At 60.4% G+C, this 19,360-nt stretch carries 16 protein-coding genes and 3 pseudogenes; 12 read left to right on the forward strand and 7 right to left on the reverse strand.

All coding sequences use genetic code 11. The features are described 5' to 3' along the window. From NTD84_RS22555 to NTD84_RS22565, 3 genes and pseudogenes are all read left to right on the forward strand, one after another. Positions 1-505, forward strand: a pseudogene (locus NTD84_RS22555) (type VI secretion system tip protein VgrG); the annotation flags it as partial. Continuing rightward, entirely contained in the window at positions 498-1,184 is a 687-nt protein-coding gene (locus NTD84_RS22560) for a DUF2931 family protein (RefSeq protein ID WP_262170145.1), read from the forward strand. The pseudogene NTD84_RS22555 and the gene NTD84_RS22560, both read left to right, overlap by 8 nt. Before the next feature lie 40 nt (positions 1,185-1,224). Next, positions 1,225-1,911: a DUF2931 family protein gene (locus NTD84_RS22565; protein WP_262170147.1), complete on the forward strand. Its 687-nt coding sequence runs from the start codon at positions 1,225-1,227 to the stop codon at positions 1,909-1,911. A 307-nt stretch (positions 1,912-2,218) separates the two neighbouring features. Here NTD84_RS22565 and NTD84_RS22570 read toward each other — a convergent pair whose 3' ends face one another. Beyond that, positions 2,219-2,791, reverse strand: a complete 573-nt coding sequence (locus tag NTD84_RS22570) for a xanthine phosphoribosyltransferase (RefSeq protein ID WP_090326577.1) — start codon at positions 2,789-2,791, stop codon at positions 2,219-2,221. Positions 2,792-2,861: 70 nt separating this feature from the next. After that, complete coding sequence (gene rep / locus NTD84_RS22575) at positions 2,862-4,871, reverse strand: DNA helicase Rep (protein ID WP_123367140.1); 2,010 nt, start codon at positions 4,869-4,871, stop codon at positions 2,862-2,864. Positions 4,872-5,135: 264 nt separating this feature from the next. Between rep and NTD84_RS22580 the strand changes: the two genes are divergently transcribed. Then, positions 5,136-6,809, forward strand: coding sequence for a putative bifunctional diguanylate cyclase/phosphodiesterase (locus tag NTD84_RS22580; RefSeq protein ID WP_262170154.1), 1,674 nt, complete (start codon positions 5,136-5,138; stop codon positions 6,807-6,809). Between the two features lie 99 nt (positions 6,810-6,908). Here the strand turns inward: NTD84_RS22580 and NTD84_RS22585 are convergent, their stop codons facing one another. Next, positions 6,909-8,303, reverse strand: a complete 1,395-nt coding sequence (locus NTD84_RS22585) for a NorM family multidrug efflux MATE transporter (protein WP_262170157.1) — start codon at positions 8,301-8,303, stop codon at positions 6,909-6,911. Positions 8,304-8,463: 160 nt separating this feature from the next. Between NTD84_RS22585 and NTD84_RS22590 the strand changes: the two genes are divergently transcribed. Both NTD84_RS22590 and NTD84_RS22595 read left to right on the forward strand, forming a co-directional pair. Continuing rightward, the gene (locus NTD84_RS22590) at positions 8,464-9,384 is read left to right on the forward strand and encodes a LysR substrate-binding domain-containing protein (RefSeq protein ID WP_262170159.1); all 921 of its coding nucleotides are present in this window, start codon (positions 8,464-8,466) and stop codon (positions 9,382-9,384) included. A 179-nt stretch (positions 9,385-9,563) separates the two neighbouring features. Further along, positions 9,564-11,540, forward strand: a complete 1,977-nt coding sequence (locus NTD84_RS22595; protein WP_262170162.1) for a methyl-accepting chemotaxis protein — start codon at positions 9,564-9,566, stop codon at positions 11,538-11,540. 44 nt (positions 11,541-11,584) lie between these two features. Here NTD84_RS22595 and NTD84_RS22600 read toward each other — a convergent pair whose 3' ends face one another. Next, positions 11,585-13,078 (reverse strand): YifB family Mg chelatase-like AAA ATPase, encoded by a 1,494-nt coding sequence (locus NTD84_RS22600; RefSeq protein WP_262170165.1) that lies wholly within the window; start codon positions 13,076-13,078, stop codon positions 11,585-11,587. Positions 13,079-13,209: 131 nt separating this feature from the next. Here NTD84_RS22600 and NTD84_RS22605 point away from each other — a divergent pair. Further along, positions 13,210-13,428: pseudogene (locus NTD84_RS22605) on the forward strand (type II toxin-antitoxin system RelE/ParE family toxin); the annotation flags it as partial. Next, a pseudogene (locus NTD84_RS22610) lies at positions 13,425-13,532 on the forward strand (addiction module antidote protein, HigA family); the annotation flags it as partial. The pseudogenes NTD84_RS22605 and NTD84_RS22610, both read left to right, overlap by 4 nt. Before the next feature lie 579 nt (positions 13,533-14,111). Here the strand turns inward: NTD84_RS22610 and NTD84_RS22615 are convergent. Next, a complete protein-coding gene (locus tag NTD84_RS22615; RefSeq protein WP_262170168.1) occupies positions 14,112-14,372 on the reverse strand; it encodes an accessory factor UbiK family protein in 261 nt (86 codons plus the stop codon). A 418-nt stretch (positions 14,373-14,790) separates the two neighbouring features. Between NTD84_RS22615 and glnK the strand changes: the two genes are divergently transcribed. From glnK to sutA, 4 genes are all read left to right on the forward strand, one after another. Then, complete coding sequence (gene glnK, locus NTD84_RS22620) at positions 14,791-15,129, forward strand: P-II family nitrogen regulator (protein ID WP_002555808.1); 339 nt, start codon at positions 14,791-14,793, stop codon at positions 15,127-15,129. 36 nt (positions 15,130-15,165) lie between these two features. Beyond that, the gene (locus NTD84_RS22625; RefSeq protein WP_262170171.1) at positions 15,166-16,503 is read left to right on the forward strand and encodes an ammonium transporter; all 1,338 of its coding nucleotides are present in this window, start codon (positions 15,166-15,168) and stop codon (positions 16,501-16,503) included. Positions 16,504-16,716: 213 nt separating this feature from the next. Continuing rightward, positions 16,717-17,142 carry a secondary thiamine-phosphate synthase enzyme YjbQ gene (locus NTD84_RS22630; protein WP_046818495.1) on the forward strand — a complete coding sequence of 142 codons (426 nt, stop codon included), beginning with the start codon at positions 16,717-16,719 and terminating at the stop codon, positions 17,140-17,142. Between the two features lie 102 nt (positions 17,143-17,244). Next, positions 17,245-17,568 (forward strand): transcriptional regulator SutA, encoded by a 324-nt coding sequence (gene sutA, locus NTD84_RS22635; RefSeq protein ID WP_262170178.1) that lies wholly within the window; start codon positions 17,245-17,247, stop codon positions 17,566-17,568. A gap of 186 nt (positions 17,569-17,754) precedes the next feature. Here the strand turns inward: sutA and NTD84_RS22640 are convergent, their stop codons facing one another. Then, a complete protein-coding gene (locus NTD84_RS22640) occupies positions 17,755-18,462 on the reverse strand; it encodes an HAD family hydrolase (RefSeq protein ID WP_262170181.1) in 708 nt (235 codons plus the stop codon). Further along, complete coding sequence (xerC, locus tag NTD84_RS22645) at positions 18,459-19,358, reverse strand: tyrosine recombinase XerC (protein ID WP_262170184.1); 900 nt, start codon at positions 19,356-19,358, stop codon at positions 18,459-18,461. The genes NTD84_RS22640 and xerC overlap by 4 nt, the downstream gene beginning before the upstream one ends. Positions 19,359-19,360 lie beyond the last annotated feature (2 nt).

The raw sequence follows: 19,360 nt of genomic DNA on the forward strand, positions 1-19,360 counted from the left end.
TACCTCCGCCTACAGATGGGCTCAGTACGAGCTGAAACACCTTTGGAAGCAACTCAATTTATACGGGCTTGCCCCGGAGGTGAAAACCTGGGCGCTGGAGACTGATACCCACGTCAAGGGTGATGTATACAGATCGAAAACGGTCTACGCGGCAGTCCATAGCAGGCGCATTGTGCGCAACGATCTGGCCTTGATTTATCTGCGCATCATGCGTGAGTTGGCGGCCCGACACGACGTTCCATTTAAGTTTATGGAAGAAGACGATCAGAAGTTCGCATTGCCGGCAGAGCTGAAACCGATTGCCGAAAAACTCATGGCTTACGCACTGGGCGAAACTCGCAGTGTGGGCTTGAGCCTGTCCGAGGAGGCGTTGCTCTATGAACGCTACATCCATCTATCTGCCAACTGGAACGCTGCCAAAGGTTGGAACAACAGCGCCCTGGACATTGTGTTTATCGATCGCCCTGCCGAAAACTATCAACGCGTGGTGCACCCCAATGAGTAAGCGCCCATGGATATTCAAATTAGGTTTTGCGCTGCTGATCCCATTGTTGGGCGGATGTGCCTTTGCCGATCACCGATCACTCCCGTATGACGATTGGAGTCTCAGGTTTTTTTCTCTGGACTACATGGAAGTCTGGATCGAAACGGCAGATGTCGTTGATATCAATGCGCGGGTATTTCGGCGCGCCGGGAGCGGAATCCCCGCGAGTAGTTATCCCCGGCCGTTCAGTAAAGGTATCCCGGATCATTTCAAGGGTGACCCAAAAGGATGGCCTAAACATCCCGGAGGAAAAGGTCGATCCGTAAGGGGCGCCGACCTGCCTCGCCTGGTCTACGTACGCTGGCAGTCCACGGCCGAACCGCAGACCTATGAAGCGTATATCAAGATCCCTGAATCGGCGCGCAAGACCATGCTCCAGGGTGAAAAAACGTCTTGCCGTAAAGGCGGTAAATGGATAACGGATTACCGGAACATGTTGGTCGTGGGCCTGGCACCTGGAGGAATTGCCAAGGCATGGCTACGCGGCCCGTGCTTAATGCCCACCGAGGTCATACGGGTCCAAGGCACGATCAACGCCAAAGGCCCCAACGGAGGGACGTCCGATGGAAGACATCGGCGGCTTTCAGAAGAGTCCAAAGCCTACATCGACAAGTTCGGCATTCCCTACGGTTCTTGGTAACTCATGAAACATTACCGAAACCTCGACTGACGGACTTCCAATGCCTAAGAACTCATCTCTAGTTAAAACAGGCTATGCAATGGTGTTCGCGCTTCTATTGAGCGGGTGCGTACACAATACTCGGCCATTGCCTTACGACGCATGGAGCCTTAATTTTTTTTCTCCCGACTACATGGAGGTCTGGATCGAAACGGCAGATGTCGTTGATATCAACGACCGGGTTTTCCGGGGTGCGGGTAGTGGGATTCCCGCGACGGGTTATCCCAGAGCGCTAAGTAAAGGCGTACCCGCTCATTTCAAGGGCGATGCAAAAGGATGGTTTGAAGATCCGGGGGGAAAAGGTCGATATGTGACGGGGGCTGACCTGCCTCGCCTGGTCTATGTGCGCTGGCAGTCCCTGGCAGAACCGCAGACGTATGAAGTAACTATCGAGATTCCCGAGTCGGCGTGGAACACGATGCTCAAAGGAGAAAAAGCCTATTGCGGCGCGGTAGGCAAATGGAAAACTGATTACCGGAAGCTGTTGGTTGTTGGCCTGGCTCCAGGCGGCGTGGCCAAGGTTTGGTTGGGAGGGCCCTGTCTCACATCGATCGAAGTCACCCGGGTCCAAGGCACAATCAATCCCAAGGGCCCCTACGACGGGATGTCCAATGGAAAACATCGGCGGCTTTCAGAGGAGTCCAAAGCCTACATCGACAAATTCGGCATCCCCTACGGCTCCTGGTAACTCATTAACCATGCCGAAACCCCTGCCTTCTGATGAGTGGAGCCTGAGGTTCGTTATCCCCGACTCTATGGACACCTGGATCGAAACGGCGGATGTCGTTGATTTCAACGAGCAGGTGTTCCGAAGGGCGGGCGGCAGTCTCTAGCCGGACCTTGCGGGCCTGAAGCCACCGCGCAATAACGGTCACACAAAAACCACTGTGGGAGCGGGCTTGCTCGCGAAGTCAGTGTGTCAGTCGCTGATGTTGTCGACTGACACACTGACTTCGCGAGCAAGCCCGCTCCCACATTGATTCTGCGGTGTCGCTTTACTCGATGAAGGTCACGACGCCGCCAGCCAGCGACTTCACTCGAGCCAGCGACTCGACCCGATAACCTTGCGCGTCCAGCTCCGCCCGTCCGCCCTGGAACGACTTCTCGATCACGATGCCCAAACCGGCCACGGTCGCGCCGGCTTGTTTGATGATCGAAATCAGCGCCTGGGACGCCTTACCGTTGGCCAGAAAGTCATCGATGATCAGCACGCGGTCGCTGCTGGTCAGGTGGCGTGGGGAGATCGCCACGGTGCTTTCGGTCTGCTTGGTGAACGAGTAGACGGTCGCCGACAGCAGGTTTTCAGTCAGGGTCAGGGACTGATGCTTGCGCGCAAAAATCACCGGTACGCCGAGGTTCAGCCCGGTCATGATCGCCGGGGCGATGCCCGAGGCTTCGATGGTGACGATCTTGGTGATCCCCGAGTCCTTGAACAGCGTGGCGAACTCGTCCCCGATCAGCTTCATCAGGGCCGGGTCGATCTGATGGTTCAGGAAGGCGTCGACCTTCAGGACCTGATCGGAAAGCACGATGCCTTGTTCGCGGATTTTCTGGTGCAGTGCTTCCATGAAGCGTTCCTCTACTGGCGCCGTGTGCGCCTAGTTTGTCAAAAAGTGTTCGGTTAAAAAGTGCTCGATTCTAGCGCTTTAGCATCGCCCGTATATCCGCCAATGCGGTATTGCCGCGAACGGCTTTGACTTCAACGGGGGTGTCGTCGTTGCCCTCCCAGGCCAGGTCGTCCGGCGGCAACTCATCGAGGAAGCGGCTGGGCGCGCAATCGATGATCTCGCCGTATTGCTTGCGCTTGGCGGCGAAGGTGAACGCCAGCGTCTGACGCGCGCGGGTAATCCCGACGTAGGCCAGGCGTCGCTCTTCCTCGATGGTGTCGGCTTCGATACTCGAGCGGTGCGGGAGGATTTCCTCTTCCATGCCCATGATGAACACGTAGGGAAATTCCAGACCCTTGGACGCGTGCAAGGTCATCATCTGCACGCCTTCGGCGCCGTCTTCCTCTTCCTGCTGCCGCTCCAGCATGTCGCGCAGGACGAGTTTGCCGATGGCGTCTTCAACGGTCATCTCGCCTTCTTCGTCTTTCTCCAGGGTGTTTTTCAACGCCTCGATCAGGAACCAGACGTTGCCCATGCGGTAATCGGCGGCCTTGTCGCTGGAGCTGTTGGTGCGCAGCCAGTTCTCGTAGTCGATGTCCATGACCATGCTGCGCAGCGCCGAGATCGGGTCTTCGCCGGCGCACTGCTCGCGGACTTTGTCCATGAAGCGCTTGAAGCGTGACAGTCGATCGGTGAAGCGTGTGTCCAGATGTTCGCCCAGACCGATTTCGTCGGTGGCGGCGTACATCGAGATCTTGCGTTCGGTGGCGTAGTTGCCGAGCTTTTCCAGGGTGGTCGAGCCAATCTCCCGGCGCGGGACGTTGATCACCCGCAGGAAGGCGTTGTCGTCGTCCGGGTTCACGATCAGGCGGAAGTAGGCCATCAGGTCTTTTACTTCCTGACGTCCGAAGAAGCTGTTGCCGCCGGACAGGCGATACGGAATCTGGTGGTGCTGCAGTTTCAGCTCGATCAGCTTCGCCTGGTAGTTACCGCGATACAGGATGGCGAAATCGCTGTACGGCCGGTCGGTGCGTAAATGTAGGGTCAGCAACTCGACGGCCACGCGCTCGGCTTCGGCGTCTTCGTTGCGGCAGCGGATCACGCGGATCTCGTCGCCATGACCCATCTCGCTCCACAATTGCTTTTCGAATTCGTGCGGGTTGTTCGAGATCAGCACGTTGGCGCAACGCAGGATGCGGCTGGTGGAGCGATAGTTCTGCTCCAGCATCACCACTTTCAGGGACGGGTAATCGTCCTTGAGCAGCATCAGGTTTTCCGGCCGTGCGCCGCGCCAGGCGTAGATCGACTGGTCATCGTCACCGACCACGGTGAACTGGTTGCGCGTACCGATCAGCAATTTCACCAGCAAATATTGGCTGGCGTTGGTGTCCTGATATTCGTCCACCAGCAGGTAGCGGACTTTGTTCTGCCACTTTTCGAGGATGTCGGCGTGTTCCTGGAACAGCTTCACCGGCAGCAGGATCAGGTCGTCGAAGTCCACCGCGTTGAACGCCTTGAGCGTGCGCTGGTAGTGGGTGTAGACGATGGCGGCGGTCTGTTCCTTGGGGTTGCGTGCGTTTTCCAGGGCTTCGGGCGGCAGGATCAGGTCGTTTTTCCAGGAGCCGATCATGTTCTTGATCTCGTCGACGCCGTCGTCGCCCGAGTATTCCTTCTGCATGATGTCGGTCATCAGGGCCTTGACGTCGGTCTCGTCGAAGATCGAGAAGCCCGGTTTGTAGCCCAGCCGCACGTGTTCCTTGCGGATGATGTTGAGGCCCAGGTTGTGGAACGTGCACACCGTCAGGCCACGGCCTTCGCCGCCCTTGAGCAGGGTGCCGACCCGCTCCTTCATCTCGCGCGCCGCCTTGTTGGTGAAGGTCATGGCGACGATGTACTGGGCGCGGATGCCGCAGTTCTGGATCAAGTGCGCGATCTTGCGCGTGATCACACTGGTCTTGCCGGAGCCTGCGCCGGCGAGCACCAAAAGAGGGCCGCCGACGTAGCTCACGGCTTCTTGCTGCCGGGGATTGAGTCGGGACATACGAAATCAGGAAGTCGTTTGCGAAATGGGCCGGCATTTTAACAGGCTCAGCGATTTGTGCTGCTCTCTCCGACTTGTGACGCAAGACGCTATCTATATTTGCCGGTTTTGTTACTTTCACGCAGGATGCGTGAGGAATTTGCGTCTAATGTTCGTAATTCCGGATACAAAGGCCTCGTTTGATAATTGATGTCATTTGGTCATTGGTTATCGGCACGGCATAATGCCCGCCGCCAACATCATTGCAGAGTCTAGGGAGCTAGCTTGTCTACGCCTGTCGAACCCTTGCGTTTGCTGCTACTGGCCGAAGAGCCAGCGTGGGCAGCGTTGTTGCGCGAGTGTCTGGCTCCGATGGGGAGCTCGGCCGTGCTCATCAGCGCTCCGAGCTGGGAATCGGTCAGCACTCTGTTCGACGACAACCGCAGCGCGGTGTTGTTGACGGTCCCGGCCCTTCAGCCGGCGCCGGGCCGCTGCAATTTGCCGACGGTGTTGCTGCTCGAACACGAGCCGCAGTTGCCGCCCGATGGCGTGAGCGACTGGTTGGTGCGCGATCATCTCGACCCGGGCATGTTGCGCCGTTGCCTGCGCCATGTGCGCGAGCGTGGTTTGCTGGAGAACACCCTGCAACGCCTGGCCGAGCAAGACCCGTTGACCGGCATCGCCAACCGCCAGGGGTTCCAGACCTTGCTGGCTGCGCGACTGGCGGAAAACGAAGGTCGCGGCCTGGCCCTCGGTCATCTCGACCTCGACAACTTCCGTCACGCCAACGATGCCCTCGGCCACCAGGCCGGCGACCGGCTGATTCTGCAAGTGGTCGCCCGCCTGAAAAGCCAGCTTGAAGCAAGCGACCAACTGGCGCGCCTGGGCAGCGATGAGTTCGCCCTGCTGATCGACACTCGCCGTGCGCCGCAACGCGCCGAGTGGATGGCCGAACGCATCACCGAAGCGTTGGCTGAACCCTACTGGGTTGACGGCGAGAGCCTGTTGATCGGCTCCAGCCTGGGCATTGCCCACGCCCGCGCCCAGGCCGGCGCCGACCCATTGATGTGGCACGCTCACATCGCCATGCAGCAGGCCAAGAGCACCCAAGGCTGCACCTTCCATATTTTCAACGAACGCATCAACCGCAACGCCCGCAGCATGGCCGACCTCGAAAGCGAACTGCGCCGGGCGTTGCGTCGCGATGAGCTGGAATTGCATTACCAGCCGCGCCTGAATCTCGAGGACGGCCAGATCGTCGGCCTCGAAGCCCTGGTGCGCTGGCGTCACGCTGAACGTGGCTTGCTGCCGCCGAGCGAATTCGTCCCACTGGCCGAGCAAAGCGGCTTGATCGTGCCGCTCGGTTACTGGGTGATTTCCCGCGCGTTGCGCGACATGCAGGCGCTGCGCGAACGCGGTCTGCCGGCGCTGCACATGGCGATCAACCTGTCGTTTCGGCAGTTTCAGGACAGCCAGTTGCTGTCGACCCTGAGCCGGCTGATTGCCGAACGGGGGGTCGAGGCGCAATGGCTGGAGTTCGAACTGACCGAAACCGCTGTCATGCGCCGCAGCGATCTGGTGAAGCAGACCATGGATGCCCTCGGGCGTTTAGGGGTGCGCTTCTCCCTTGATGATTTCGGCACCGGGTTTTCGTCCTTCGTGCACCTCAACAGCCTGCCGATTGCCTTGCTCAAGGTCGACAAAAGTTTTGTCGGCGGGATGGAGGAGCGAGAAGAGAATCGCAAGCTGGTGCACGCGATGATCAACCTGGCGCACAACCTCAACCTCGAAGTGGTCGCCGAAGGGGTGGAAACGCCGGAGCAGCTGGACCTGTTGCGCGGGTTTGGTTGCGATCAGGTGCAAGGCTATCTGATCAGTAAGCCATTGCCGTTGGCGGAACTGGTGGATTATCTGAGCTTCGGCAGCAGTCAGCAGCCGATGCTGGAGATCGTGAGCTGACACAAGTCCTCTGTAGAGCGAGCCTGCTCGCGATGGTGTGTCAGCCGACACTTTCTTGGCTGACACCATCGCGAGCAGGCTCGCTCCCACAGGGGGATCTCAGTCTGGCTGCGCGACTTCGAAACGTTGTGACGACGGCTCCCGCCGAATCATCCCCTTCATCTTCCATTCAAACGCCAGCGTCAAACTTACCGCCGCGCAGGCCAGGCCCAGCGCCAGCCCCCACCAGACGCCCGTCGGCCCCCAGTTCAAATGAAAGGCCATCCACCACGCGGCCGGTGCCCCAATCAGCCAATAGCAGCCCAGCCCGACCAGGAACGTGGTCTTGGCGTCCTTGAGCCCGCGAATGCAACCCATGGCGATGGTTTGCGTACCGTCGAACAGCTCGAACCACGCGGCCACCGCCAGCAGGCTCACAGCCAGTTCGATGACGGGGCGGAACGCCGGGTCGTTGTGGTCCAGGAACAGGCCGATCAACGGGTTCGGCAACAGCCAGAAGACCATCGCGAAACCCAGCATCGCCGCCGCACCGAACGCGATCCCGACGCGCCCGGCCAGCCGCGCGTCCAGCAACTGTCCGGCACCGTAGTGCTGACCGATGCGCATGGTGATCGCATAGGAAAGCCCCGCCGGAATCATGAACGCCACCGAGACAATCTGCAGCGCGATCTGGTGCGCGCCCAGTTGCGTGCTGCCCATGGTGCCCATGCACAGCGCCGCGAACGCAAACAGCCCGACCTCCACCGCGTAGGTGCCGCCAATCGGCAGGCCCAGGCGCCACAGCTCTTTCAGATACTGACGGTTCGGCCGCGACAGGCCTTGGCGCAGCGGGTAGGCGTCGTAAGCGGGATGCCGGCGAATGTGCAGGGCCAACGCCAGGGCCATCAGGTTGGCGACAATCGCCGTGACCAGACCGATGCCCACCAGGCCCATTTTCGGCAAGCCGAACATCCCGGTGATCAGCGCGTAATTGAGCAAGAAGTTGGCGACGGTACCGCCGAGGCTGATGACCATCACCGGGGTCGCCCGGCCAATGGCGCTGGTGAAACCACGCAGGGCCATGAAGCTCAGGTAGCCGGGCAGGGCGAACGGCAGGATCAACAGGAATTGCCCCGCCGCGTGCACGTTGGTTTCAGTCTGGCCGAACAGCAACAGCACCGGTTTAAGGTTCCACAACAGCAATCCCGCCACCAATGCCATCAACCACGCCAGCCACAACCCGGCCTGAGTCAGTCGCGCCGCACCGACGATATCGCCCGCGCCCTGACGGATCGCCACCAGCGTGCCGACCGCCGCTATCACCCCAATGCAAAAGATCGACACAAACGAGTAGCTCGCCGCGCCGAGTCCACCCCCGGCCAAAGCCTCGGGGCTCAGGCGCGCCATCATCAGGGTGTCGGTGAGGACCATCAGCATGTGCGCCAACTGCGAGGCAATCAACGGCCCCGCCAGCCGCAGGATGGCCCAGAGTTCAAAACGCGCTGGATGCTGCATGGTCATCACGCTCGATGGTCAAAGGGAACAGGGAAAGCGTCGATTCTCGGCGCTCTGCGGGGTTTGCACAAAGGGATAAAAAGGATGGATGGCATGATTAATACTCATCCTGAGAGAGTTTCTGCTACGTTGACCAAAATGCGCTGTAGGAGCTTTCCTGATGTCCCGTCGTCTCCCTCCCTTGTATGCCCTTCGTGCATTCGAAGCGGCGGCGCGCCATAGCTCGTTCACCCGTGCGGCCGAAGAATTGTCGATCACGCAAAGTGCGGTCAGTCGGCATATTCGTACACTCGAAGAGCATTTCGCCTGCCGCCTGTTTCATCGTAGCGGGCGCAATCTGCAACTGACCGAGTCGGCGCGGCTGATCCTGCCGGGCATCCGCGAAGGTTTTACTGCCCTCGAACGCGCCTGTAATACCTTGCGCGCCGAAGATGACATCCTGCGCATGAAAGCCCCGTCCACCCTGACCATGCGCTGGTTGCTGGCGCGGCTCAGTCGTTTCCGCCATCTGCAACCGGGCAACGAGGTGCAACTGACCAGCGCGTGGATGGACGTCGATTCGGTGGACTTCAATCATGAGCCGTTCGACTGCGCGGTGATCCTCGGCAACGGGCGTTTTCCACCGGACTGGGAGGCGAGTTTCCTGTTCCCGGAAGAACTGATTCCGGTCGGCGCGCCGAATCTTCTGAACGATCAGCCCTGGGATGTCACACGCCTGGCCAATGCCGAGTTGCTGCACCCGACGCCGGATCGGCGTGACTGGCGCAACTGGCTGGAGCGCATGGGCCTCACCGATCAGGTGTCGCTCAAGGGCGGGCAGGTGTTCGATACGCTGGAGTTGGGGATGATTGCGGCCGCCCGCGGTTATGGCGTGTCGATGGGGGATTTGCTGATGGTGGCTGAGGACGTGGCTCAGGGTCGTCTGAGTTTGCCGTGGCCGACCGCCGTCGCCAGCGGTGAGAATTATTACCTCGTCTGGCCGAAGACGCGCCCGGGAGGTGAACGTTTGCGCCGTCTCAGTGATTTCCTGCAGGGTGAAGTCCAGGCCATGAAACTGCCGGACGTCGAGCACTTGGGCTGAATCGATAGAGCCGCCGAAGTTAAGGCTGCCCGCTATATCCTAACTCGCCGCTCAAGTATTCAGTTTTGCCGCCGAAGCCTACATGTGGAACCTTCGTGCAGGTTCGACGCAATTCCCATTATTAGAAATTTGCTGAGCTGCCGATCGAAGTCGATCCGGGCGCTCGGCCAGGAGCTGTCATGTCTCAACCCCGTGCCCGGATCGCCTCACAGCTTGGCCTCGCGCTCGCCGTCATTCTGGCGATTGTCATCAGTGGCAGCACCGTGTTCGCCTTGCGTTCGCTGGACACGGCCAACCTCGCGACCCGCGAAGAGCACCTGGCCAGTGAGGCCCGCTTGCTGGCCGATCAGTTGAGTACGTTTCATGGCACGCTGCGTGAAAGCACCCAGCGCCTGGCCGGCCTGTTCGAGAAGCGCTTCAGTGCGGGGCTGAGCGTGCACCCGGACGAACCGGTGGCCGTGGCGGGCGCGCAGACCCCGGGCTTGCACCTGGGCAGTGAAGTGCTGAATAACAACTTCAAGGAAGTGGACGAGTTCAAGCAGATGACCGCGGGCGTGGCGACGGTGTTCGTGCGCAGCGGCGAGGACTTCATTCGGGTCAGCACGTCCCTGAGCAAACAGGACGGTAGCCGCGCCATCGGCACGTTGCTCGACCACGCCAATCCGGCCTATGCGCGCTTGATCGCGGGGCAGGGTTACGTGGGGCGCGCCTTGCTGTTCGAACGTTCCTACATGACCCAGTACACGCCGGTCCGCGACAGCAGCGGTAAGGTGATTGCCGTGTTGTTCGTAGGATTCGATTACACCGACGCGCAGAACGCGCAGTTCGCCAACCTCAAACGCTTCCGCATCGGCCAGACCGGCTCGTTGGCGCTGCTGGACGAGCAGAACAAATGGCTGGTGCCGATTGCCGGCGTGCAGGCGCTGGATCAAGCGGGCCCGGCGATCGCCGCATTGGCGAAAACACCGGGCAAGGGCGATTTCTGGAGCGACACAAACGAAGATTTCTACAGCGTTGCCGTGCCTTTCGAGGGTGGTCCCTGGTCGGTCGTGGCGAGCATGCCGCAAAAAGAAATCAGAGCGGTGACCTGGAGCGTCGGCATTCAGTTGGCGATTGGCAGCCTGCTGGCGATGCTGATCGCCGTCTGCTCGGCCGTCTGGCTGTTGCGCAGCAAACTTGCGCCGCTGGGTGATCTGGTCCGCCAGGCGGAAGCCTTGGGTGCCGGTGATCTGAGTGTGCGTCTGAACGTGTCGAGCAACGACGAAATTGGTCAGTTGGCCCGCGCTTTCAACCAGATGAGCCAGGCGCTGTCGACGATGGTCGAGCACATCCGCAAGGCCTCGCAAGAGGTCAACAGTCGAGCCCAGGCCCTGTCCGGTTTGTCCGGTGGTGCCTACGAGGGCATGGAGCAGCAGTCGGGCGAAATCAGCAGCATGGCCGGTGCCGTGGAAGAGTTCAGCGCGACCTCGCTGAACATCGCCGACAACATGGGCAACACGCAGCGCCTGGCGCAGGAAAACGCACAGCAAACCCAGATCGGTCGTACCTCGATGGGCGAAGCCTCCTCGTCGCTGGAGCAGATTGCCGGCGCCCTGAACAGCACGGCTACGGTGATCAATACCCTGGGCCAGCGCTCGCAGGAAATCGGCGGGATTGTCGGGGTGATCACATCGATTGCCGAGCAGACCAACCTGCTGGCACTCAACGCCGCCATCGAAGCGGCGCGTGCTGGTGAGCAAGGGCGTGGTTTTGCGGTGGTGGCCGACGAGGTGCGCAACCTGGCTTCGCGGACCCGTCAGGCAACCGATGAAATCTCCGGCATGATCCAGAGTATCCAGCAGGAAACCGGCAACGCCATCAGCACCATGGAGCAGGGCAACGTGCTGATGCAGGAAGGCTTATCGCGCAACGCGAATGTCGCCTCGGCGCTGGCACGAATCGATGAGCAAAGCCGTTCCGCCGGCGAGCAGTTCGCCGCGATCACGACTGCGACCCAGGAGCAAAGCAGCACCGCGACCTTGCTCAGCAGCAATTTGCAGAGCATTGCGTTGGCCAACAGTGAGCAGCGTGAGGTGGTGTCGAACCTGGCGGTGACGGCCAAGGAGCTGGAAAGCCTGGCGGCAGAGTTGCGGGCCGAGGTTGATCGGTTTCGTTGAAGTGATGCTTTGGATCGCCTTCGCGGGCAACCCGGTTCCCGCACCTATTGCGTCGCCGGCCGATACTGCAACGCCTCGGCCAGATGCTCGCGGGTAATACCATCGACTCGCTCAAGATCCGCCAGCGTGCGCGCAACCTTGAGCAAGCGATGGGCCGACCTGAGCGACAAGGTCAATCGTTCGCAAGCGGTCTCCAGCCAGGTTTCATCGACTGCGGATAAGCTGCAGTGACGGCGTAGCCCCGGCAGATCGAGGAACGCATTGGCACAACCCTGGCGTTTGTGTTGCCGCTCCCTGGCATCGGCGACCAACGTGGCGGCAGCGGCCGTGTCCTCGCCAGGCTTGACGGCTGGGTTGAGCGCCGTGGCTTCGCGGGCAACGGTCAGGTGCAGATCAATGCGATCCAGCAATGGTCCCGACAGTTTGTTGCGGTAGCGCTGGACCATGTCCGGCGTGCAGGAACATTTGCCACTCGGCTCGCCAAGATACCCACAGGGGCAAGGATTCATCGCTGCCACCAATTGAAACCGCGCCGGGAAACGTACACGGTCCTTGGCGCGGGAAATCACAATGTGGCCGGACTCCAGCGGCTCCCTCAACACCTCCAGCACTTTGCGATCAAATTCAGGCAGCTCATCCAGGAAGAGCACGCCATGGTGGGCGAGGGTGATCTCACCAGGTTGCGGTTTCGATCCACCACCGACCAGCGCCGGACCCGACGCCGAGTGGTGGGGTTGGCGGAACGGCCGCTGCGGCCAATGACTCAGCGGCACGCAACTGGTGACCGACTGAATCGCCGCGACTTCCAGTGCTTCGCTCTCGGCCAGCGGTGGCAGCAACCCCGGCAGGCGGCTCGCCAATAAGGTTTTCCCGGTCCCGGGCGGTCCGCTGAACAGCAGGTTATGCGCCCCCGCTGCCGCGATCAGCAATGCGCGTTTGGCCGAGAGCTGGCCCTGTACTTCATTCAAGTCTGGATAAGGCTTACTGGCGTAAAGCAGACCATTGGAAACATAAGGCGCGACCGGCGTATGCCCATTGAAATGCGCCACCGCCTCCAGCAAATGATCCACCGCAATCACCTTCAACCCTGACGCCAGGCACGCTTCCTCGGCATTCGCCCGTGGCACCATCAACGAGCGCCCGGCCTTGCGCGCCGCCAGCGCCGCCGGCAACACGCCGCGCACGGCCCGCACCGCGCCTGACAGCGCCAATTCCCCCAGGCATTCCACATCGTCCAGCGTCAACGTCGGCACCTGCACACTGGCCGACAGAATCCCCAAGGCAATCGCCAGATCGAAGCGCCCGCCGTCCTTCGGCAAATCCGCGGGGGCCAGATTCAACGTGATCCGCCGCGCCGGAAATTGCAGGCCGGAGTTGATGATCGCGCTGCGCACCCGATCCTTGCTTTCCTTCACCGCCGCTTCGGGCAGGCCGACCATCGTCAGCGATGGCAGACCGTTGGCCAGATGGACTTCGACGGTGACAGCGGGCGCATCCACGCCAATCTGGGCGCGGCTGTGAACGATGGAAAGGGACATGGTCGTTCCTTGAGTTTTGCGGGGGCCGCTTCCTGCGGTTTTTTAAGGGTAGTCGGGTGGTGACGATTTGGTGTGGCGGCGGAGGCGCCAAACTTTCGCAGAATGTTGCAAGCGTTGTTGCGCCGCTTTGGATGCGAAAGAAACCGCCACTCGGGCGGATCCTCAAGTGTTCTGAGACTGAATATCTGTTTCGCAACGGCAAGGCCCGTATGTGGTCAGCCATTCTGAGTGTCGTGGAACGAAAGCTGACGATGCTTGACGCGGCTGCGGTTCTGATGGACCTTCGATCACCCCCTGGCAACCGATTGGAGGCGCTGGAAGGCAATCGAAAAGGTCAGTACAGCATCCGGAATTTTGGCTGAACCTGCAATTAACCTACGATTTACGCAAAGCCGAAATTGAACGAGGGGCTGCAATTCGGGATCAGGTCGAGCGGCTTGCGCACTGTGCCTGAGTGTTGTCCGGGATTATTGAACCCCACGCCAAAGGCGTGGGGTTTTTTATTCAGGATGCGTGAAGCATCTTCGCGGCTCTTTTCCACCAAGGTGAATTAATAGCAAAGCTTGAGGGCGTGGAGGTGGAGTTTGTGGCGGGTGAAGGTGTGGGGAATTAGATAATCGTTATCGCAATTCATTGATACAGCTCCTTTTGCCGGAAGGGCTGCCAGCAATTGTCGCCAAACAATTGGGTGGCAGCTGTACGCGGGTTGGCGAACCGGAGCAAAAGGAACCCGGCAGACCCGAAGGTCTCCCCACGCACAACCGCCATGACCTGGGTCGATGGTCGTCGCGCTCCTTAAGCTTCCAGGTCGCCAAACCCAGTGCTGAACATTCAGCATTGGGTGAGCTTAAAAACCGGAGCTTTGCGGCGCAATCGGACGGCGGTGGTTTTGTTGTAGGAAGGTGCCGGGATTTTTGAGGGTGATCGCACTTGGCACCAATTCCTACAGATGCATCTGAGGGTCGTGCCGACCTTCAATCGCGAGCAGGCTCGCTCCCACATTAGATCGGGTTTCAAAGTGGGATTTGCGGGGTTATACAGTTGGGGGATTGAGCTTCGCTTCCAACTCCGCCACCTTCGTCTCAAGGCTCTCCAACCGCGCCCGGGTCCGTGCGAGCACAACCATCTGGCTATCGAATTCTTCCCGACTCACCAGGTCCAGTTTGCTGAAACCGCTTTGCAGCAACGCTTTGAACTGGCTTTCGATTTCGCTTTTTGGCAGTGGGGTGTCGCCGCTGAAGAGGCGGGAGGCAGTGCCGGTCAGGGCGTCGAGGAAGTCTTTGGGCGCGAGCATGGTGAAGGTCCTGGAAACAATGGCGGGCAGTGTATCACGCAGTGTCTATAGTCAATTCCGACCGCTGACCATGCACGCTTTTCGCGCAGGCGGACGGACGGCGCCGCACCGTTGTTGTGCGTATCTGCCGCGCCGTTCGGGCGCCGGTGCCGGTTGCGACGGCCAAAGGATTGAATTCAGTGGTTTTTGGCGAGATGGCAAGCTTTCTGCTTAGTCGGTAGTGACCCATGCACTGATGCAGTCGATGTGACGAATGCAGTGCGCCAAGCGGAACGGGGAAGTGTTTCGTGCGGAGTGGTTAGCTGGCGTCGGACGGGCAGGTAAGGCCGACGATGCGTTACAAAGCCAGGCACTGCGCTTAGACTTGAGTCGGGTTTGTTTTCCTGGGGCAAGTCCACCAATTCGGGAGAGAGTTTTCATGAAGCTAGTCACTGCCATCATCAAGCCGTTCAAGTTGGACGACGTGCGCGAGTCGCTGTCCGAGATCGGCGTGCAGGGCATTACCGTTACTGAAGTCAAAGGCTTCGGTCGGCAGAAGGGTCACACCGAGCTGTATCGCGGCGCGGAATACGTGGTCGATTTCCTGCCCAAGGTGAAGATCGATGTTGCCATTGACGACAAGGATCTTGACCGGGTTATCGAGGCGATAACCAAGGCTGCCAACACCGGCAAGATCGGTGACGGCAAGATCTTCGTGGTCAATCTGGAACAGGCGATTCGCATCCGTACCGGCGAAACCGATACCGACGCGATTTAAGCCGCCACAAACCCCAACGCCCCAGGAGAAAACAATATGACTCTGCGTAAATTCGCAGGGCTAGGAGCCCTGTTGTCCCTCGTAATGCCCAGCCTGGCCATGGCGGCAGACGAAGTGGCGGCCCCAGTCCTCAATTCCGGCGATACCGCCTGGATGCTGACCTCTACAGCCCTCGTGCTGTTCATGACCATTCCCGGCCTCGCGTTGTTCTACGGCGGCATGGTTCGCTCCAAAAACATTCTTTCCGTGATGATGCAGTGCTTCGCCATTACCGGTCTGATCAGCGTGTTGTGGGTCATTTATGGCTACAGCATCGCGTTCGACACTACCGGCATGGAGCAGGGCGTCGTCAATTTCAACTCGTTCTTCGGCGGCATGGGCAAGGCGTTCCTCGCCGGTGTCACGCCAGCCAGCCTGACCGGGCCTGCGGCGCTGTTCCCCGAGGCGGTGTTCATCACCTTCCAGATGACCTTCGCCATCATCACTCCCGCGCTGATCGTCGGTGCCTTCGCCGAGCGGATGAAGTTCTCCGCCATGCTGATCTTCATGGGCGTGTGGTTCACCCTGGTGTATGCACCGATCGCGCACATGGTCTGGTCCGGTAACGGCGGCCTGTTGTGGGATTGGGGCGTGCTGGACTTCGCCGGCGGCACCGTGGTGCACATCAACGCGGGTGTGGCCGGTCTGATTGCCTGCCTGGTGCTGGGCAAGCGCAAAGGCTTCCCGACCACCCCGATGGCCCCGCACAACCTCGGTTACACCCTGGTGGGCGCGGCGATGCTGTGGGTCGGCTGGTTCGGTTTCAACGCCGGTTCTGCCGCCGCGGCCAACGGCACGGCCGGTATGGCGATGCTGGTGACTCAGATCGCAACCGCCGCTGCTGCACTGGGCTGGATGTTCGCCGAGTGGGTCACCCACGGCAAACCCAGCGCACTGGGTATCGCCTCGGGTGTTGTGGCCGGTCTGGTCGCGATTACCCCGGCCGCTGGCACCGTGGGCCCGATGGGCGCGCTGGTGATCGGTCTGGCAGCGGGCGTGGTGTGCTTCTTCTGCGCCACCACCCTGAAACGCAAACTCGGTTATGACGATTCCCTGGACGCCTTCGGTGTACACGGTATCGGCGGTATCCTCGGTGCGATCCTGACCGGTGTGTTCGCCGCACCGTCCCTGGGCGGCTTCGGCACCGTCACCGACATCGCCGCACAAGTCTGGATTCAGTGCAAAGGCGTGGGCTTCACGGTGATCTACACCGCGATCGTCACCTTCGTCATTCTCAAGGTACTGGACGCCGTCATGGGCCTGCGTATCACTGAAGAAGAAGAGGCTGTCGGCATCGACCTGGCGCTTCACAACGAGCGCGGCTACAACCTGTAAGACGCGTATCAAAAACTTGCCCGGCTTGCCGGGCATTTTTTTGTCCGGGATTTGTCAGTGTAGGCACAGCTGAAAGGTTTTTTCGTACACGTTTGATGGCGTTTGCGCCGGGCGTTTTTCTACGGCCAATCACTTACATGATTGAAGGAATATTAGGGCCTTTGTTTTTTCCCAGAGCGCGCTAGAATGCGCCCCGAACGTGCGGAGAACTGTATGTGGCAACAGACTCTGATTACCCTGCGGGCAAGGCCCCGGGGCTTTCATCTGGTAACGGACGAGTTACTCGCCGGCCTGCCTGAACTCAAGGCGTGCCGGGTCGGTCTGTTGCATTTGTGGCTGCAGCATACCTCGGCGTCGTTGACCATCAACGAGAACGCCGATCCGGCGGTACGTCGCGACTTCGAACGATTTTTCAATCGTCTGATCCCACAAGGAACAGACGGCTACGAGCATAACGACGAAGGCCTGGACGACCTCCCGGCGCACTTCAAGGCCAGCGTACTTGGCTGTCAGCTCAGTTTGCCGATTTCGGCAGGCCGACTGGCGCTGGGCACCTGGCAAGGCGTTTATCTGGGCGAGCACCGTGATCATGGCGGTGCCCGTAAAGTCCTCGCCACCTTGCACGGTGAAGGGGCATGAACCGCTGGTGATCAGCGGCTGTTGATTTTTTTCCGGCAGCCTTCGACAGACGGCGAAGCTGGGCTATAACTAATCTGCTTTTCGCAAGTCATGAGGTAGAACATGAGCGACGATGATCTGGAAAACGACGACCTCGAAGTAGGCGACGACGACGAAACCGAAGAAGGTCTGGAAGCAGCGACGGACGAAGTCGTTGAAGACGACGGCGGTGAAGCGCCCGTTCCGACCGCCAAAGGCAAGGCCAAGGCTGCGGTATCGGTCGATGAGCTGCCGAGCGTCGAAGCGAAGAACAAGGAACGCGATGCCTTGGCCAAAGCCATGGAAGAGTTTCTGGCCAAGGGCGGCAAGGTGCAGGAAGTGGAGGCCAATGTGGTCGCCGATCCTCCCAAGAAGCCTGATAACAAGTACGGCAGCCGGCCTATCTAAGCGCCTGCCCTTGCTTGCTGAAAAAGCCCGCCGTCGCTGCGGGCTTTTTCATGGGCGAATCAACGGTATCGGGTTTGCGCAGGCCCCTGTGGGAGCGGGCTTGCCCGCGAAGAGGTCATCACATTCAAAATCAATGTCCGCTGGCCTGCCGCTTTCGCGAGCAAGCCCGCTCCCACAGGTTTTGTGTCAGGCTGAGATTGCATTCCACCGCGCCAACAACGCCGGCAATTCGGTCAGGCTGGCAATCTCCGCGTCTGGCAAACGATCGGCTTCCCACACATTGCCCGCCGGGTTGAACCAGATTGCCCGCAACCCCGCCTGCTGCGCCCCGGCAATGTCATCACCCGGATGATCGCCGATGTGCACCGCGGTCTCGGCGGTCGCACCGCCACGTTGCAAGGCTTCATGAAACAGTCGCGCATCCGGTTTGGCGATGCCGATGTCTTCGGCACACAGCGCGAACTTGAAGTAGTCCGCCAGCCCTAACCGGCGTACGTCGGCGTTGCCGTTGGTGACCACGCCCAGGGCGAAATGCCTGGCCAGCGCCTCCAGTGTCGGTTCGACGTCAGGGAACACTTCGATCTGATGCCGCGCATGCAGAAACACTTCAAAACTCTTGTCGGCCAGATCCGACGCCTCGCCATGGTCGTAGCCGGCCTCTTCCAGCGCATGGAACAGGACGCGGCGGCGTAGCGCGCTGATGCGGTGTTTCAGCTGCGGCTCCTTGCTCAGGATGCGCTCGCGAATCGCCCACAAATGCTCCACCGGCACCGCGCCCAGATTCGGCGCGTGTTCGGTCAGCCATTCACGCAGTACGGCTTCGGCGCTGACGATCACCGGGGCGGTGTCCCACAGGGTGTCGTCGAGGTCGAAGGTGATCAGCTGGATTGTCATGAATCATCGCCCTTAATGCGTTTGGCCCGTGGATGGGCACTGTCATAGACCGTCGCCAGGTGCTGGAAGTCCAGGTGGGTGTAGATCTGGGTGGTCTTGATGTCCGAGTGGCCGAGCAGTTCCTGCACGGCGCGCAGGTCTTGGGAAGACTCCAGCAAGTGACTGGCAAAGGAGTGGCGCAGCATGTGCGGGTGCAGGTTCTGCCCCAACTCGCGCTCGCCAGCCGCCTTGACCCGCACCTGGATCGCCCGGGGCCCGAGGCGCCGGCCCTGCTGGCTGACAAATACCGCGTCATCGGCCGGGTTGGTCAACGCGCGCAATGGCAACCACAACTCCAGCGCTTCGCGGGCCTTTTTGCCCACCGGTAGCAACCGGGTCTTGCTGCCTTTGCCGAGCACCTGGACCATGCCGTCGGCCAGGTCCAACTGATCGAGATTGAGCCCGGTCAGCTCCGACAAGCGCAAACCCGAGGAATAGAACAGCTCCAGAATCGCCTGGTCCCGACGCGCCAGGAAATCATCCTCCACCGCACCTTCGAGCAACTGCAGCGCGCGGTCCGTGTCGAGGGTTTTTGGCAGTCGGCGTTCGCCTTTCGGCGGCGCCAGGCCATTGGCTGGATCGTGATCGCACAGGCCTTCGCGGTTCAGATAATGGTAGAGCCCGCGCACGGCCGAGAGCAGGCGTGCCAGGCTGCGGGACGACTGTCCCTGGGCGTGCAAGCGAGCGATCAGGCTGCGCAGGCGCTGGATATCCAGCGCGGCCCAGCTGCCGATGTTCTGTTTGACGCACCAGCCCAGCACTTTGTCGAGGTCGCGGCGGTAGGCGTACAGCGTATGCGGCGACACCTGCCGCTCACTGCGCAGGTGTTCGCAGTAAGCGTCCAGTTGCCGTTCCACGA

Origin of the sequence: Pseudomonas sp. 14P_8.1_Bac3 (genome assembly GCF_025466085.1) — a bacterium.
GTDB lineage: Bacteria > Pseudomonadota > Gammaproteobacteria > Pseudomonadales > Pseudomonadaceae > Aquipseudomonas.